Here is a 15582-nt window from a genome sequence, read left to right as displayed (position 1 = left end):
ACCCGCCCGACGGCTCGCGCCTGTGGCCCGCCGGTGTGGTGATCTGGTTGTGCACACTGGTGATCGGCATGCTGCTGCGGCTGATCGCCGCGACCGCTGCGCGCCAGCCCAGTAGGAAGAACGCCAGCACCAGCGCCGCCACCACGATGAAACTGAAGGCGGTGCCCTGACCGGCGACCACCCGCAGCAGCATGCCGATCACCAGTGTGCACAACCAGATCACCACACCGGCGGGCCACAGGCGCGAGCCGTCGGGCGGGTCCTGACCGGCGCGGCCGCGCTCGGCCAGTACCGCCGCGATCCAGCCCACGGCCAGCCCGGCCACGAAGGGCCACGCCGTGTGCAACAGACCGGTGAGCACGGCCTCGTCGTGACTGCGGCGGCCGATGGCGCAGAACAGCACCACCAGGACGAAGTCGGCACCGATCGCAGCGAACCATTTCACTCCGAGCAGCCTAGTCGCGGTTCCGGCGACGCGGCCACGGTGTGCCGGACCGGCTCAGGCGTTGCGCTGAGAGAATTCCTTCTCGTATTCGTCGTCCTCGGCATTGCGGGTACGGAACAGGAACGCGAAGACGATCCAGCCGATGATCGCGATCAGCACGAAACTCACCAGCCGGTACACGAACGCGGCGGCGACCGCCTGCGCCGCCGGCAGCCCGGCGGCCGCGGTGAGACCGTAGATCAGTGTCGCGTCCACATAGACGATTCCGCCCGGCGCGAACGGGATCGAACCGACGGCCTTACCCGCGGCGAACGCGATCAGCAGTCCGGCCCAGCGGGGATCGCCGCCGATGGCGTAGCAGGCGGCGCCGAGGCAGACGATATCGGCGAACCGGTGGATCACCGCCCACCAGGTGACCCACGCGCCGTCCCGGGTGCCCAGTTTCACCGATTCGACCTGATCGAGCATTTCCCGGATCTTGTCGATACCGGTATCCACGGATCGTTTGCGTACCCGGTTCACCAGCAGCAGTGCCCGGTGCAGCACCTTCTCGAGTGTGCCGGGATGCCGTGAGGCGTAGTTCCCCGCCCAGACCAGCGCCACCACCGCGGCCACCGACACGAGCAGGTTCACCGGACCCACCCGGCCGCCCGCGAGCACGGTGCCGAGCACGCCGATCAGGGCCAGGCCCGCCGCGGAGACCACCCCGGAGAAGACCAGCTGCCAGGATGCGACCACCGGGCTGGCGCCCCAGCGCCGGGTCTGCCGATAGGTGAACGCGGTGGAGAACACCTGCCCGGCGGGCAGGGTCACCGACATGGCGGTGGCGCCGTAGACGACCGCCACCGAGCGATGCTGGCTCACCTCGACGCCGCCCGCGCGCAGGAGCTGTTTCTGGACGTGGCCGAACCCGGTCATGGACAACATTTGCGCCGCGATACACAGCGCGACCCAGCCCCAATGAATTTCGGTGAGTTTGCGCCACGATTCGTGTAATCGCGGCCACAGATAAAACGCTTCGCCTATCAGCAGGAGAAGCACGATCGAAACGGCCAGCCATTTGAGCACCCGGAATCTGCGGCGGCGATTCTCGGTGTGCTCCGCTTCTCCGGCCCCGGGCACAGCAGCGGTACCCGCTGCATCACCGTCGGCCGTCACGGGCCCAGCCTAATGGACACCCCCCGCCGCGGTCCGCTGCCTGGTCCGATACCGCCGTCGACGCGCTAGTCCGCGGTTTCGCTCGGCCAGGACAACCGGGTCTTACGGCGGCGGCCACGCAATTGCACCTCTTCGCCCGCCGTCCAGTGCCGCTGCTCGCTGTCCTCCGCGAAATACAGTGCCGACCCGGAGGCCAGCACCCGGCCCGGATGATCTTTGGCGAGTTCGGTGAGCCGGGACGCCTCGTTCACCGGGTCCCCGATAACGGTGTATTCGAAGCGGTTGGCGGCACCGATATTCCCCGCGACCGCCAACCCCGCGGAAACTCCGATACCGATATCCAGTCCGGCGACCGCCCGCAAGGCCTCGCGCAGATCGCGGGCGGCGGCCAGTGCGGCCGTGGGCGCGTCCGGGCGGTCCAGCGGCGCGCCGAAAATGGCGAGAGCGGCGTCGCCGACGAATTTGTTGACGAACCCGTGGTGGCGGTCGATCACATCCACCACGACCCGGAAGAATTCGTTGAGCAGGCTCACCACCTCGGTGGGCGGGTGTTCGGCGGCGGTCGCGGTGGAGCCGACCATATCCACGAACAGGACTGCCACGAAGCGCGTTTCCCCGCCGAGTTCGGTGCCGTAGTCCAGGGCACGCTGGGCCACCTCGGCGCCCACATGCTGACCGAACAGCTCCTGCAGCCGCTGCCGGGTGGCCGCCTCCTCCATCATCCGGTTGAAACCCACCTGCAGCAGACCGATCTCACTTCCGTCGAAGACCTCCACCTGTACATCGCGGGCGCCGTTCTGCACCTGGTCGATGGCCTGGCTGAGCTGACGCACCGGGTCGGAGATGCTGGACGCGGTGAGCATGGACAGGGCCAGCGCCTGCATGATCACCACCCCGCACAGCAGCAGGATGGAGACCGCCAGCGACTGCGCGGAGAACTTCACATCCGACGAGATCTGGGTGACGCACAACAGCACGATGGCGATGGTCGGGGCGAAGGTGCCCATCCCCCAGGTCATCGCCATCCGGGTGCCGACCCCCGGGGTGAGGGTGTGGTCGAAACGTCCGGCGGTGAGCGCCTCGGCCGCGACCGGGCGCAGGATACGTTCGCCGAGCATGTAGGTGAAACCGAAGACGATGGTCGCGGCCATGCATTCGGTGATGATCACGGCGCCGGCCAGGGCCGGGGTCTCGGAGATGATCGCCGCGCCGAGGACGCCGCCCCCGAGAACCCACAGGGCCAGATGCAGAATCGCCTGCCGCAGCGGCGCGTGCAGGGCGGCCATCTGCTCCTGCCGGCTGGGCGGGCCACCTCGCACCTGCCAGCGCATCACCGGCCGCAGCATCAGTGCCGAGGCCGCCACGCTGAGGAAACCTCCGGTGAGGAACACGACCGCGGGGACCAGCAGGCCGACCTGGCGGGTGCCCGGTTCCTCGCCTTCGGGCACCGGCAGGCCGTACTGGATGAACGCCCACACCAAGACGGCGCCGAAGGCATTCGCGAGCAACATCGAGGTGAGGTACAGGGGCCAGCGCGTATGCATGGTCTGTTTGACCGCTTCCAATGGCGCTGACACGTGTACCAATCTAGCGCCCGGGGCCGACCGCTCTGTTTTCCCGGGTGAGGGGCATACCTCCGCATTCGCTCCGGCCGTGCGCATTGTGCCCACCTCGGCGTTCGCGCCGCTGCGCCGCTGCTCCGGCAGTGCGCGGCCGGTAGGTGGGCTTCGCTCACTAGGCTCGGTCGGGTGACCGAGCCCAAACCAGCTGCCGCAGACGCCGTTCACCCCATCGTCCGGCAGACCGCCGAATGGGCCTGGCGACTGCTGGTGATCTTCGCCCTGGTCGCGGTGCTGGCGGCCGCGGTGCGGCGACTCGACACGGTGGTGATACCGCTGGCCATCGCCATGCTGGCGGCCGCGCTGCTGGCCCCGCTGGTGGACTGGATGCAGCGCCGCGGGGTGCCGCGCGGGATCGGGGTTTTCGTCGCGCTGGTCGGTTCGCTCGGACTGGTCGCCGGCGTGGTGACCTTCGTGGTGGAGCAGTTCGTGGTGGGCGTGCCGCAGCTGTCCGACGAGTTCACCAACAGCATCCACAAGGTCCAGGACTGGGCCATCAACGGTCCGATGCACTTGAGCGACGACCAGATCCGCACTGCCGGTGATGCCGCCGTCCGGGCCATCCAGTCGAATCAGGACACGCTCACCAGTGGCGCGCTGACCACCGCGACCATGATCGGCCACATCCTCACCGGAACCTTCCTCACCCTGTTCATCCTCATCTTCCTGCTCTACAGCGGCGACCAGATCTGGCGTTTCGTCACCCGGGTCGTTCCGACCCCGCATCGGGAACGGGTGCGTACCGCCGGAGAACTCGGATTCGGCTCGCTGGTGGGCTTCGTCCGGGCCACCGTGGTGGTCGCCGCCGTGGACGCGATCGGAATCGGCGCCGGGTTGGCCCTGCTCGGCGTGCCGCTCGCGCTGCCACTGGGCTCGCTGGTGTTCATCAGCGCGTTCATTCCGATCATCGGCGCGTTCCTGGCCGGTTTCGTGGCGGTGTTCATCGCGCTGGTGACCAAGGGATTCGTGACCGCGCTCATCGTGCTCGGCATCATCGTCGCGGTGATGCAGCTGGAGGGGCATGTGCTGCAACCGTTGTTGCTCGGGCGTGCCGTGCGGATCCATCCGCTGGCGGTGGTACTCGCGATCGCCGCGGGCGTGGTGCTGGGCGGTATCGCGGGTGGTCTGCTGGCGGTACCGCTGGTGGCGGTGCTGAACACCGCGATCCGCTCGCTGCTCGCCACGGACCCCGAGGAGCTGCTCGGTGAACTGACGCCGGACCGTAAAGGGATCTATGTGGCCGAACCGGATTCTCCGGAGGACGGCGAGCATTCCGTGAGCGGACCCCAGGTGCTGGGCCGCTTCGATATCGGGGCGCTGCTCGCCGAGGCGCAGCGCCGGCTACCGCTGGCCCGGGTCGCCGACGCACCGCCGCGCAAGGACGGCTCGGAACCCGGGCCGGCCACCTCCGCCACCCGGCGAGAAACCGGAGATGAGCAGGGCTGACGTCGTAGCTGCCACCCCCGCATCCGGGAATGCCCTGATGCGGGATCCGGGCCGTGCTGGGTAATCTCGGTCCTATGAACGGCCCCGATCCGGTATTCGACGGTGCGGGTTCCGGTGGCCAGGTGGGCAACCGGGACCTGCGTGTATCCGACGCCGAACGGGAACATGTCGGGCAGCTCCTGCAGCGGGCGGTGGGTTTGGGCATGCTCTCCCTGGGCGAGTTCACCGAGCGGATGGACACCGCGCTGGCCGCCAAGACCCGCGGCGAGCTGAACTCGGTGCTCGTCGACCTGCCCGGGGTCCGGTTGATCGGCGAACCCGCCACCGCGCGGGCCGGTCACGGCAAACCGGTACCGCTGCCGCAACCCGGGGACACCGCCCGCGCGGGGCTGTCCGGGGTGGTGCAGGGCGGGGCCATCCGGCCGCGGATGTCGGGGGTGAGCCGCCGGGGCAACTGGCAGGTCGCGCCGATGTTGCGGGTCAACAGCTGGTTGTCCGGGGTGACGCTGGACTTCACCCAGGCGATCATGACCACCCAGGTGGTGGAGATCCAGGTCGACGACTACGCCAGCTCTCTCACCCTGGTGGTGCCACAGGAGGCCACGGTCGATCTGGACGGCCTCGAACTGGTCGGATCCAGTGTGAACAACAAGGTGCGCAGCGGTCCGCCGATCGGACCGCTGCACCTGCTCGTACACGGCCGGGTCCGGTTCGGCTCGGTCACCGCCAAACAACCCTTCGCTGCCCATTGGCGCCGGTTGCTCGGGCAATGAGCCGGGCTCCGGCCGGCGCTAGTCCTGTTCGCGGCGGCGCAGCAGTTCGTTCACGCTGACCGAACGGCCCTCGCTCTGCTGGTGGCGGCCCGAGTCGTCGGCCGGCATCCCGGCCTGCTGACGCCGGGCGGACCGCAGCCCCGCCATCCACGATTCGATGCTGTTGCGCTCGCGGGGGTCCGCGTCGTCCTGTGGGGCCGCGCCGCCGGCGGACTGCTGGGCCAGGCTGTCGGGCCGCGGTGCGGCGGGGCCCGGCCGTTCGGCGGGTCGGGTCGGCGGCTCCGGCACAGGATAGAGACCGGGGACAGCCGGGGGCTGAGCGCCCGGTACCCGGCGCGGGAGTTCGGGCAGACCCGAGGCGGGGCCGGCCGGCGTACTGCCGGGCTCGGGAGCCCGCGGGATCGGACGTGGCTGGGAACCCTGGTCCTGCCGGAGACGTGCGTCGGCCGGGCCCGGCTGTCCGTCCGGTCCGGGGCGGCGTGGCGGTAGGGGTGGTCGCGCCGGGCCCTGGCCGGGTGCCGGGCGATTGCCGTCGCCTGCCCAGCCGCCCGGCTGACCGGGACCGGGGCGACCGGGCGGCCGGCCCTCGGGCACCGCCGGACGCGGCGGGACGGGTGGCCGCGTCGCGCCACCGGGTTGTCCGGGCGCGCCGGGGATCCGCAGTGACGTGTCCGGCCGGGGGTTCACCGTGCCGCCCGTGGTCCGGGCCTGCTGCGGAGTGGGCGGCACCGGGGGAGCGTCGGCGGGGCTCGGGTAGACGGTGCGGCCGCCGGCGTTCTGGGTCTCGCCGTCCTCGGTCGGTTCGGAGGCGAACAGACCGCGCAGATTCGGGGTGGCGAAACCGGGCCGGGACGAGCCGGCCGGTGGGCGGCCCGGCCCACCCGGGCCCGGCGGGGTGCGCTGTCCGTCCGGTGGTGGGGCGGGCTGCTCCGCGCCCGGTTGGTGGGGCTGGGGACGGCCGGGTCCGGGTTGACCACCGGGAGTACGGCCGGGCAGCGGCCGGAAATCGGCGCGCGGGCCGGGCGCACGGCCCGGTTCGGCGGCGGGCCCGCCCGGACCGCGGCCGGGTTCCGGGGCTCGGCTCGGCAGGCGGCCCGGTGCCGGGACGGATTCCGCTCCGGGCTGCTGCGGGCTCCGGTTCGCCGGTTTCTCCGCGGGCACCTGCGTCGCGGCGGGCTGTGGGCCGTGGCCCTCGGCGGGCCGGGGTCCGCGCCCGGATTCCTCGGCCGCGCCGGGGCCGGCTTCGCCCGGGCCGCCGGCGGGTGGGTTGGCGCGCGGCCGGGTCGGGTCCGGCGGGGTGGGCATCTGCTGTTTGGGCGCCGTCGGGGCAGCGGTGGACTGTTTGCCGTCGGCCTTGCGTGGTCGCTTGGGTACCGCCTGCATATGGGCGGTGGGCGCGGCGGCCTCGATCTCCTCGCGGGTGCGTTTGAGTACCGGGGTCTTGCGCTGCTTCTCGGCGTCGACCGCCGGCATCTGCATGGTGACCGGGTCGGTGACCGGGGTGGTCTTGACCAGGTCGACCACATCGCCGCCGCCGGGCCGCTCGTCGGCCAGGATCGGTTCGCCCAGGCCGATCTTCTGCTGGATCCGCTTCATCCAGGCCGGGGCCCACCAGCAGTCGTCGCCGAGCAGTTTCATGGTCGCCGGTACGAGCAGCATGCGCAGGATGGTGGCGTCGATGATGAGCGCCGCGATCATGCCGTAGGCGATGTACTGCATCATCACCAGATCGGAGAACGCGAACGCGCCGGTCACCACCAGCAGGATCAATGCCGCGGCGGTGATGATGCGCCCGGTGTGCGCGGTGCCGATCCGCACCGCCTCGGTGGTCGAGGCGCCCATCGCGCGGGCTTCGACCATGCGCGAGAGCAGGAACACCTCGTAGTCGGTGGACAGGCCGTAGATGATCGCGATGATCAGCACCAGCACCGGCGACATGATCGGCTGCGGCGTGAAGTTCAGCAGGCCGGCGCCGTGACCGTCGACGAAGATCCAGGTCAGGATGCCGAGGGTGGAGCCGAGGCCCAGCGCGCTCATCAACGCCGCCTTGATCGGCAGCACCAGGGAACCGAAGGTGAGGAACATCAGCACCGTGGTGACGAGCAGCACCAGGGCGATCATCAGCGGCATCCGGTCCAGCAGCGCGTCGATACTGTCGCCCTGCAGGGTCGGCTGACCGCCGACGTACATGGTCACGCCGTCGGGTACGTTGATCGCCCGCAGGTACTCGACGGTCGGCCGGTAGTCCTCGGAATCGATGAGCGTCGCGCTGCTGCGGAAGACCCCGGAATGGGTCGCGGACTCCGACGGCACCGAGAAACCGGACGTGTCGGCCAGGCCCGGCGCCTTGTCGGCCTCGCGCACCACCTTCGCGATGGCCCGGGTGTCCTCGCCGACGAACACCAGCTGGATGGGGTCGGACTGGCGCAGCGGGAAGGTCTTGTCGAATTCCTCCTGCGCGACGCGGGTGTCGTTGTCCGGGGGCAGGTAGCGTTCGCTCATCCCGCCGAACGCCAGGTTCTTCACCGGGATGATCAGCAGCAGGAGCAGCACACAGATCGGAATGGCGATCTTGAGCGGATGCTGCATGACCCAGGTGGTGGCCCGGCCCCAGAAACTGGCCTCCACCTCCTCGGCGGATTTGGTCTTGCGGATCTGCTTGAAGCTGAGCATGTCCACCCGTTTGCCCAGCACACTCAGCATGGCGGGCAGCAGGGTGATCGAGGCCAGGGCGGCCAGCGCGACGGTCGCGATGGTGCCGTAGGCCATGGATTTCAGGAAGCCCTGCGGGAACAGCAGCAGGCCGCCGAGGCTCGCGATGATCATGGTCGCGGAGAAGACGACCGTACGCCCGGCGGTGACCACCGAGCGGCGGACCGCGGCGCGGGTGTCGTAACCCTCGGCCAATTCCTCGCGGAACCGGCTGACGATGAACAGGCCGTAGTCGATGGCCAGGCCCAGGCCGATCATGGAGACCACCGCGCCGACGAACGTGTTCACCTCGGTGACCTTCGTCAGCATCATGATGATGCCGTTGGCGCTGATGATGGTCAGGCCGCCGATGATCAGCGGCAGTGCCGCCGCGACCACGCCACCGAAGATGAAGAACAGCAGGATGCCCACGGCGGGGATGGCCAGGATCTCCATCCGGTGCTGGTCGTGGGCCATGGTGTCGTTCAGGGTGCCCGCTACCGGTTGCAGGCCCGCGACCTGCACGTTCACGCCCTCGATGTCGAAGACGTCCTTGACCGCGCGATAGTTGCGGACCATATCGGTGTCGTTGTCGCCGACGATCGCGATGGAGGCGAAGGTCTTCGTCTTGTCCTGGGAGCCGAATACCGCGGGCTGGGATTCGCCGGTCTCGGTCTTCCAGTAGGCGCCGTTCACCTTGGCGATCTGGTCCGGATGCTCCCGGGGCAGCCGGTTCAGGCTGTCGACGATCTTGTCGCGGAAGGCCGGATCGCTGTCGACGGTCTGGCCCTCGGGTGCGGTGTAGAGCACCAGCACATCGGCGTTGTGGTCGCGGCCGAACGCCTCGTCGGACAGTTCGGCGGCCTTCACCGATTCGGAGTTCGGATCGAACAGGCCGCTGGAGCTCAAATGGTCGGCCAGGCCGAGACCGTAGGCCCCCAGGCCCAGCATCCCGGCGACGACAACTCCGATGACGGCGAATCGCAACCGATAGACCAGATCGCCCCAGCGGGTGAACACTTAAGCGACTCCTTGTGCGGGGCGAGAGGTGAGCAGCGCCGACAGCGGCCGGAACGGCTGCAGCCAGGCACCCTCGTCGGGCAGCGAGTCGAGGCTCACCCGCGGCAGCGGTTCACGGAAAACTCCCGGGATGTCCTCGAGGTCGACGAATTCGAGAGTATCGGATGTTACTGCCCAACTCGCGTGCTCGCGGAAGCCGAGCACTTGAACCGGGATGCCGTCGGAGGCGAGTTGCTCCAGCGGCTCCCGGAAGGCCTGTCCATCGGCCGAGGCCACGATGATCCCGGCCAGGCCGGCGCCGCGGGTGCGCTGGGCGATATGGCCGAGCATGTCCGAATCGACATCGGAGTCCTCGTCGATCTTCGGTTTGGCGAAAACGGCGTAACCGACATTACGTAACGCCTCGACCCACGGCCGGACCACATCCGCGGTGCCGGGGGCGATATTGGTGAACACGGTCGCCTCGGGTTCCAGCCGGTTCTTCTCGCCGGCGGAGAGTTCGGCGGTGCGGGCCAGCAGCCACCGGCCGAGCGCGTCGAAGCGAGGCCGATAGGCGGCGGTGGGCCGCCCCCCGAGGATGGCGCCCAGGCCCATGTCCAGGTTCGGCGCGTCCCAGACCAGCAGGACCCGCCGCAGACCGTCGGTATCCGGCCCTACCGACTCGTCGCCGGATTCGTGCAGACTTCCGGCAACCTCGTCGCCGGCCGGGGCCATCTCACTGACGCTCATCATTCGATCTTGCCCCATATGAACTCGTTGATCGCACTACCGGCGGTGTGTGCCTTGCTCTCGAATTTGGTGACCGGCCGCTCGAAACCGATCGGCGCGGATTCCCGGTGCGCGGTCCCGGCTCCCCCGCGGGTCCCGTTCAACCCGATGAGCTGGGGTTCGGCCGCGCCGACCTCGGCGATGTGCTCGGCGTACCCGGCGTGGTCGGTCGCCACGTGCAGGATCCCGCCGGGCCGTAGCCGATCGGCGACGAGCGCGAAGGTTGCCGGTTGCAGCAGCCGGCGCTTGTGGTGGCGTGCCTTGGGCCACGGGTCCGGGAAGAATACGCGCACGCCGGTCAGCGATCCGGGAGCAATCATGTTCTCCAGCACGTCCACGGCGTCCCCGCGCAGCAGCCGGATATTGCCGATCTCCTCGCGTTCGATCCGCTGGACGAGCTGGGCCAACCCGGGCTGATAGACCTCGATACCGATCAGGTTCAGATGCGGTTCGGCCAGCGCCATGGCGGCGGTCGCCGTCCCGGTACCGCAGCCGATCTCGATGACCAGGGGTGCCGAGCGGCCGAACCACGCCGCGGCGTCGAGGGGTTCGTCGGCGACCTCGCGGCCGAGCACCGGCCAGCTGCGATCCCAGGATTTCTGCTGGTTGGGGGTGAGTGCGCCGCGCCGGGACCGGAAGCTGGTGACCCGGGGGTAGAGCCGGGAAGCGGCATGCCGTCGCCGCTGGCCTCCGGTATCGCCGGAGGTTTCCGAGAGGGCGACCGGAACGGACTCGGAGCTGGGGTGCACGGCGTCGTTCACAGCCCTATTGTCCAGCATGGCCGGTTCCGGGCCGCAACGGACCGGTAGGGGGCTACCCGTTGGTAGGGGGGACTCGGTCCGCACCCGCCGCGTAGCGGCCCCGGTTCTGACAGAATGCGCACCGGATAGAAGGGGGTGTGGCGCGTGTCGGCAGTCGAGGGATCGGACGGGTATATGCGGGAGGTGGGAGCCGGGGACCCGCTGGACCGGCTGATCTCCACGCTCCGGATGGGTGACGGAGCCGACGCGGGAATCGCGAACGGTATCGAGGTGGCGGTGCAGCGCTGGCGGACCCTGCCGCGCGCACAGGTCGCCGGGCGCGCCCGGGCGGGCCGCACCACCGTGGCCCGGGCGCTGGGACTGCGGCAGGCGGTGGAGACCGCGCCCGTCGACGAACCGGGCTTCCCCGACCCGGTGCTCGACGCCGATATCGTCGTCTACGTCCTGGCCAGCGCCCCCTCCCCGGGTGACCGGCGGCTGCTCGAGTCGCTGCGGCCGGAACGCACGATCCTGGTGCTGAACAAGGCCGACGCGATCGGCACCGGCTGGGCGGACGCGGTGGGCGCGGCCCGGCAGTTCGGCCGCGAGTTCCGGCTGCCCGCGTTCCCTGTGGTCGGTTCGCTGGCCGCGCGGACCATCTCCGGCGCCTTCCGGGAAACCGATCTGGCGCTGCTGCGCCGGTTGGCGCAATCCGGTATCGCGGCGGCGGTGTCCGCCGAGGCCTTCGTCTCCCCGGCGGTGGGTCCCGATACCGCCGAACGCGCGGAACTGCTCGAACGCTGGGATCTGTACGGGCTCGCCTGTGTACTGGCCGCCCTGGAACGTGAACCGGACCTCGCCCCGCAGACCGTGCTGCAGATCCTGCACACCGTCAGCGGGGTGGATCCGGTCGCGCGGCTGCTCGGCCGGCGCTACCAGCAGGCGATATCCCGGCGGGCGGGGATCCTGATCGATGAACTCACCCGGCTGGCGGCGCGTGCCGTGCCGCACGGGCGCAGCCGGGCGCGGGCCCTGATCACCGAATACCTGGACACCGACGAGGCCCGGTGGCTGGCGCTGTGCGGCGGTCTGGTCGACCCGGAGGTCGCCCATCTGGCTGCGGGCTATCCGCGGCCCGAACCCGAGAACGCCGACGACGCGCTGGCCCGTGCCATCCGATGGCGGGCGGTGGTGGCCGGAGATATGGCGCCGGGCGCGCGCCGCGCGGCAATCCGGGTCCACAACGGATATGTCCGGATGTGGGAGCGGATGAGCAGTGTCGGACTCTGATGCGGAGCCGGGACCGCCGGGCGCCTCCGGTAGCGCGGCGGCCGCCGGCACCGTGGTGGCGCCGATGCTGCCCGACGCGGTGGCCGAGGTGGTGGCGCGCTGGAATCCACAGGGTATGGCGTTGTTGCGGACGATTCCGGTCTCCGGCGCCGCGGCCGAGGTCCGGCTCATCGGCGCCGACGACGCGAACACCGCCCTGCTGCGTACCGAACTGACCCGCGTCGAACCCCGGATAGAGCTCAGCGCGCCCACGCCCGATCCGCGGGCGAAGGCCACACCGGGCAGTGTGGTGCTGCTGGTCCTCGACGCCGGCGTGGTGATCGGCGCGGCGGAGTTGGACACCGCACGCCGGCTGTGTGCCGAGGGGGCCCGCGTACTGCTGGTCCTCAACGGCACCCACGCGCACAAGGACTGGCAGCTGGTCCGCGACCGCAGCGCCGAACTGCTGGCCGCCGCGGAGCTGGACTGCGAGATCGTGCCGGTCTCGGCCCGGTTGGCTCTGGCCGCCCGGACCGGCGCCGACCCGGCGCTGCTCGACCGTTCCGGGCTGGCCACACTGCACGCCCGGCTGGTCGCGCTCACCACCGATACCGCGACCGCCGGCGCCCGCCGGGCGGCGGCCCTCGCCCAGGTCGTCGCCGGGACCCGGGAACGCATCGTGCAGGAGGAGGCACAGCTGCGGTCGGGTACCGAGGCCGAGGTGCTGCGGGCGGAGCGGGCCCGGCTGCTCGCCGATCGGGACGGCGGGCGCGCGGTGGCGGTATCCACCCTGCGGGCCCAGATCAATCTGGCCCGGGTGGACCTGCTCACCCAGGTCGGCTCCCGCGTCCGGGCCCTGCACGCCGAGGCCCGGGCCGAACTGGACAGCATGGATCGCGCGGCCCGGCGCGCCTTCCCGGAGCGGCTGCGGCAGGCGGTCGTGCAGCTGACCGGCACGGTGGATCTGGATATCGCCGCCCGGCTGACCGAATTGCGGGCGCGGGCGGCGGCCGCGCATCCGGCGAGCGTCCCACCCGCGGTGGGGACGCCCACACCGCGTTACGAGCCCGCGCCCACGCTCGGACCGGATCCGCAACCCCGGCGCGGGGGTGTCGAAGATCACCTGATGATCGTGCTGGGCGCCTCGGCGGGGGTCGGTCTGGGGCGGCTGATGGTGTCGCCGCTCACGCTGGTTCCGGCATTGGACGCGGCGAGCGTGCCGGTGACCCTGCTGCTCGGCGCGGGCGCGGCCGCCTGGGTGGTGCGGGCGCGCCGGCAGCTCGCCGACCGCGATCACCTGCGACACTGGGTCGCCGACGCGATGGCGAATGTAAAAGCCCAGCTGGAGCAGCGGGCGGTGACCGCGCTGGTGGAGACCGAATCCGACCTCTCCGACGAGATGGTGCGGGCCGCGGCGGCCGGCATGGTGGAGGTGGACCGCCGGGTCGCCGAACTGGAGGCGGCACTGCGCCGCGCCACCACCGGACAGCCCGGCCGGCTCGCCGCGTGTGCCCGTGACCGGCAGGTACTCGAGCAGTGGACCCCGCTCGCCGGAAAATAGTTTGTCCACCCCTATTGATCGGCAACCCGCTTCCATAGGGGGCGCAATACCGCGTTAACCTCTAGACAGGAACCTGGGCGTCCGCTTCGCGCCGCAGTACACTGCCTCGATCCGGCGGTGCACAGAATGGACCGTTGCGGAAGCCTCACCCGCCAATGGTGGCGCTAGGTGTTTTCGCGCTGGTCACGGGCCCAAGGGCCAGGGCGGAAGCATTCTTCGCCGCCCATTTCAGGAGAGTTTTCATGACCTCAGCGACCATTCCCGGTCTTCGTGGATCCGACGGCACCGCGCCGACCGAACACAGCGAACTGCTCGCCTGGGTTCAGGAGGTCGCCGAACTGACTCAGCCGGATCGCGTCGTCTGGGCGGACGGTTCCGACGCCGAATGGGATCGGCTCACCACCCAACTCGTCGAGGCGGGCACCTTCCGCAAGCTCGACGAGAAGAAGAAACCGAACTCGTTCCTGGCCTTATCCGATCCTTCCGACGTGGCCCGGGTCGAATCGCGCACGTTCATCTGTTCGAAGTCCGAGGCCGACGCCGGCCCGACCAACAACTGGATGGACCCGGCCGAGATGCGGGCCACGATGACCGAGCTCTACCGGGGCTCGATGAAGGGCCGCACCATGTACGTGGTGCCGTTTTGCATGGGCCCGCTCGGTGCCGAGGACCCCAAGCTGGGTGTCGAGATCACCGATTCGGAATACGTCGTGGTGTCCATGCGGGTGATGACCCGGATGGGCCGGGCGGCGCTGGAGCTGTTGGGCACGGATCGGCCCTTCGTGAAGGCACTGCATTCGGTGGGCGCGCCGTTGGCCGAGGGCCAGGCCGACGTCCCGTGGCCGTGCAACGACACCAAGTACATCACCCACTTCCCCGAGGACCGCGAGATCTGGAGCTACGGTTCCGGCTACGGCGGTAACGCGCTGCTGGGCAAGAAGTGCTACTCGCTGCGGATCGCCTCGGCCATGGCCCACGACGAGGGCTGGCTGGCCGAGCACATGCTGATCCTCAAGCTGATCTCCCCGGAGAACAAGGCCTATTACATCGCCGCGGCCTTCCCGAGCGCCTGCGGTAAGACCAACCTCGCCATGATCCAGCCGACCGTGCCGGGCTGGCGGGCGGAGACCCTGGGCGACGATATCGCCTGGATGCGTTTCGGCAAGGACGGCCGCCTCTACGCGGTGAACCCCGAGTTCGGTTTCTTCGGCGTCGCGCCCGGCACCAACCGTTCCTCCAACCCCAACGCCATGGAGACGCTGGAGGCGGGCAACACCGTCTACACCAACGTCGCCCGGACCGACGACAACGACGTGTGGTGGGAGGGGCTCGAGGGCGAGCCCGATCATCTGATCGACTGGAAGGGCAACGACTGGTACCTGCGGGATACCGAGACGCTGGCCGCGCACCCCAACTCCCGGTACTGCACCCCCATGTCGCAGTGCCCGACCCTGGCACCCGAATGGGACGACCCGCAGGGTGTGCCGATCTCGGCGATCCTGTTCGGCGGTCGCCGCAAGACCACGGTCCCGCTGGTGACCGAATCCTTCGATTGGCAGCACGGCGTGTTCATGGGCGCCACGCTGTCGTCGGAGCAGACCGCGGCGGCCGAGGGCAAGGTCGGTACGGTCCGGCGCGACCCGATGGCCATGCTGCCGTTCCTCGGCTACCACGTGGGCGACTACCTGGGGCACTGGATCGATCTCGGCAAGAACGCCGACGCGGCCAAACTGCCCAGGATCTTCTACGTGAACTGGTTCCGGCGCGGTGACGACGGCCGCTTCCTGTGGCCGGGCTTCGGCGAGAACTCCCGGGTGCTGGAGTGGATCGTCGGCCGTATCGAGGGTTCCGCCGAAGCCGAGAGCACCGCTATCGGTCAGGTGCCGACCGCCGCGCAGATGGATCTGGACGGCCTGGATGTCGATGCCGCCGACGTGGACGCGGCGCTCGCGGTGAACGTGGACGAATGGCGGGCCGAGATCCCGCTCATCGAGGAGTGGTTCGAGTTCGTCGGCGACAAGCTGCCCTCCGGCGTGCGCGACGAGTTCGAGGCGCTCAAACAGCGCGTGCAGTAGGCAGGGCGGCAGTCCGG

The 15582-nt window shown here is 70.0% G+C and carries 10 protein-coding genes and 1 pseudogene; 5 read left to right on the top strand and 6 right to left on the bottom strand.

Annotated elements, in window-relative coordinates; genetic code table 11:
- Window positions 1–73: 73 nt before the first annotated feature.
- From ABZV91_RS27320 to ABZV91_RS27310, 3 genes and pseudogenes are all read right to left on the bottom strand, one after another.
- Window positions 74–445: pseudogene (locus ABZV91_RS27320) on the bottom strand (DUF3054 domain-containing protein); the annotation flags it as partial.
- 54 nt (window positions 446–499) lie between these two features.
- Entirely contained in the window at window positions 500–1603 is a 1104-nt protein-coding gene (locus ABZV91_RS27315; protein WP_355247486.1) for a YbhN family protein, read from the bottom strand.
- Window positions 1604–1668: 65 nt separating this feature from the next.
- On the bottom strand, window positions 1669–3147 hold the full coding sequence (locus ABZV91_RS27310; protein ID WP_355247501.1) for an adenylate/guanylate cyclase domain-containing protein: 1479 nt from the start codon (window positions 3145–3147) through the stop codon (window positions 1669–1671).
- A gap of 204 nt (window positions 3148–3351) precedes the next feature.
- Between ABZV91_RS27310 and ABZV91_RS27305 the strand changes: the two genes are divergently transcribed.
- Window positions 3352–4668, top strand: a complete 1317-nt coding sequence (locus tag ABZV91_RS27305) for an AI-2E family transporter (RefSeq protein WP_355247483.1) — start codon at window positions 3352–3354, stop codon at window positions 4666–4668.
- 122 nt (window positions 4669–4790) lie between these two features.
- The gene (locus ABZV91_RS27300; protein ID WP_355247498.1) at window positions 4791–5441 is read left to right on the top strand and encodes a DUF1707 domain-containing protein; all 651 of its coding nucleotides are present in this window, start codon (window positions 4791–4793) and stop codon (window positions 5439–5441) included.
- 18 nt (window positions 5442–5459) lie between these two features.
- Here the strand turns inward: ABZV91_RS27300 and ABZV91_RS27295 are convergent, their stop codons facing one another.
- Genes ABZV91_RS27295 through trmB form a run of 3 tightly spaced genes read right to left on the bottom strand, consistent with a single transcriptional unit; the run spans window position 5460 to window position 10699 of the window.
- Window positions 5460–9152: an MMPL family transporter gene (locus ABZV91_RS27295; RefSeq protein WP_355247480.1), complete on the bottom strand. Its 3693-nt coding sequence runs from the start codon at window positions 9150–9152 to the stop codon at window positions 5460–5462.
- Window positions 9153–9881: an NYN domain-containing protein gene (locus ABZV91_RS27290; protein WP_355247477.1), complete on the bottom strand. Its 729-nt coding sequence runs from the start codon at window positions 9879–9881 to the stop codon at window positions 9153–9155.
- A complete protein-coding gene (trmB, locus tag ABZV91_RS27285; protein WP_355247474.1) occupies window positions 9881–10699 on the bottom strand; it encodes a tRNA (guanosine(46)-N7)-methyltransferase TrmB in 819 nt (272 codons plus the stop codon). The genes ABZV91_RS27290 and trmB overlap by 1 nt, the downstream gene beginning before the upstream one ends.
- Window positions 10700–10855: 156 nt before the next feature.
- On the opposite strand from trmB, the gene ABZV91_RS27280 reads away from it, so the two are divergent.
- The 3 genes from ABZV91_RS27280 to ABZV91_RS27270 all read left to right on the top strand — a co-directional run bounded on the left by ABZV91_RS27280 (window position 10856) and on the right by ABZV91_RS27270 (window position 15565).
- Window positions 10856–11950, top strand: coding sequence for a hypothetical protein (locus ABZV91_RS27280; RefSeq protein WP_355247471.1), 1095 nt, complete (start codon window positions 10856–10858; stop codon window positions 11948–11950).
- Window positions 11937–13490 (top strand): hypothetical protein, encoded by a 1554-nt coding sequence (locus ABZV91_RS27275; protein WP_355247468.1) that lies wholly within the window; start codon window positions 11937–11939, stop codon window positions 13488–13490. The genes ABZV91_RS27280 and ABZV91_RS27275 overlap by 14 nt, the downstream gene beginning before the upstream one ends.
- Window positions 13491–13732: 242 nt before the next feature.
- Window positions 13733–15565: a phosphoenolpyruvate carboxykinase (GTP) gene (locus ABZV91_RS27270; protein WP_355247465.1), complete on the top strand. Its 1833-nt coding sequence runs from the start codon at window positions 13733–13735 to the stop codon at window positions 15563–15565.
- Window positions 15566–15582: the final 17 nt, after the last annotated feature.

Source organism: Nocardia sp. NPDC004568, assembly GCF_040609955.1.
Taxonomy (GTDB): domain Bacteria; phylum Actinomycetota; class Actinomycetes; order Mycobacteriales; family Mycobacteriaceae; genus Nocardia.
This window is presented reverse-complemented; position numbering and strand designations above follow the sequence as displayed.

What these genes read in the sequence shown, in the direction of transcription:
- ABZV91_RS27310 (WP_355247501.1), bottom strand. Translation starts at nt 3,147, where the DNA reads ATGCATACGCGCTGGCCCCTGTACCTCACCTCGATGTTGCTCGCGAAT.
- ABZV91_RS27290 (WP_355247477.1), bottom strand. Translation starts at nt 9,881, where the DNA reads ATGAGCGTCAGTGAGATGGCCCCGGCCGGCGACGAGGTTGCCGGAAGT.
- trmB (WP_355247474.1), bottom strand. Translation starts at nt 10,699, where the DNA reads ATGCTGGACAATAGGGCTGTGAACGACGCCGTGCACCCCAGCTCCGAG.
- ABZV91_RS27280 (WP_355247471.1), top strand. Translation starts at nt 10,856, where the DNA reads ATGCGGGAGGTGGGAGCCGGGGACCCGCTGGACCGGCTGATCTCCACG.
- ABZV91_RS27270 (WP_355247465.1), top strand. Translation starts at nt 13,733, where the DNA reads ATGACCTCAGCGACCATTCCCGGTCTTCGTGGATCCGACGGCACCGCG.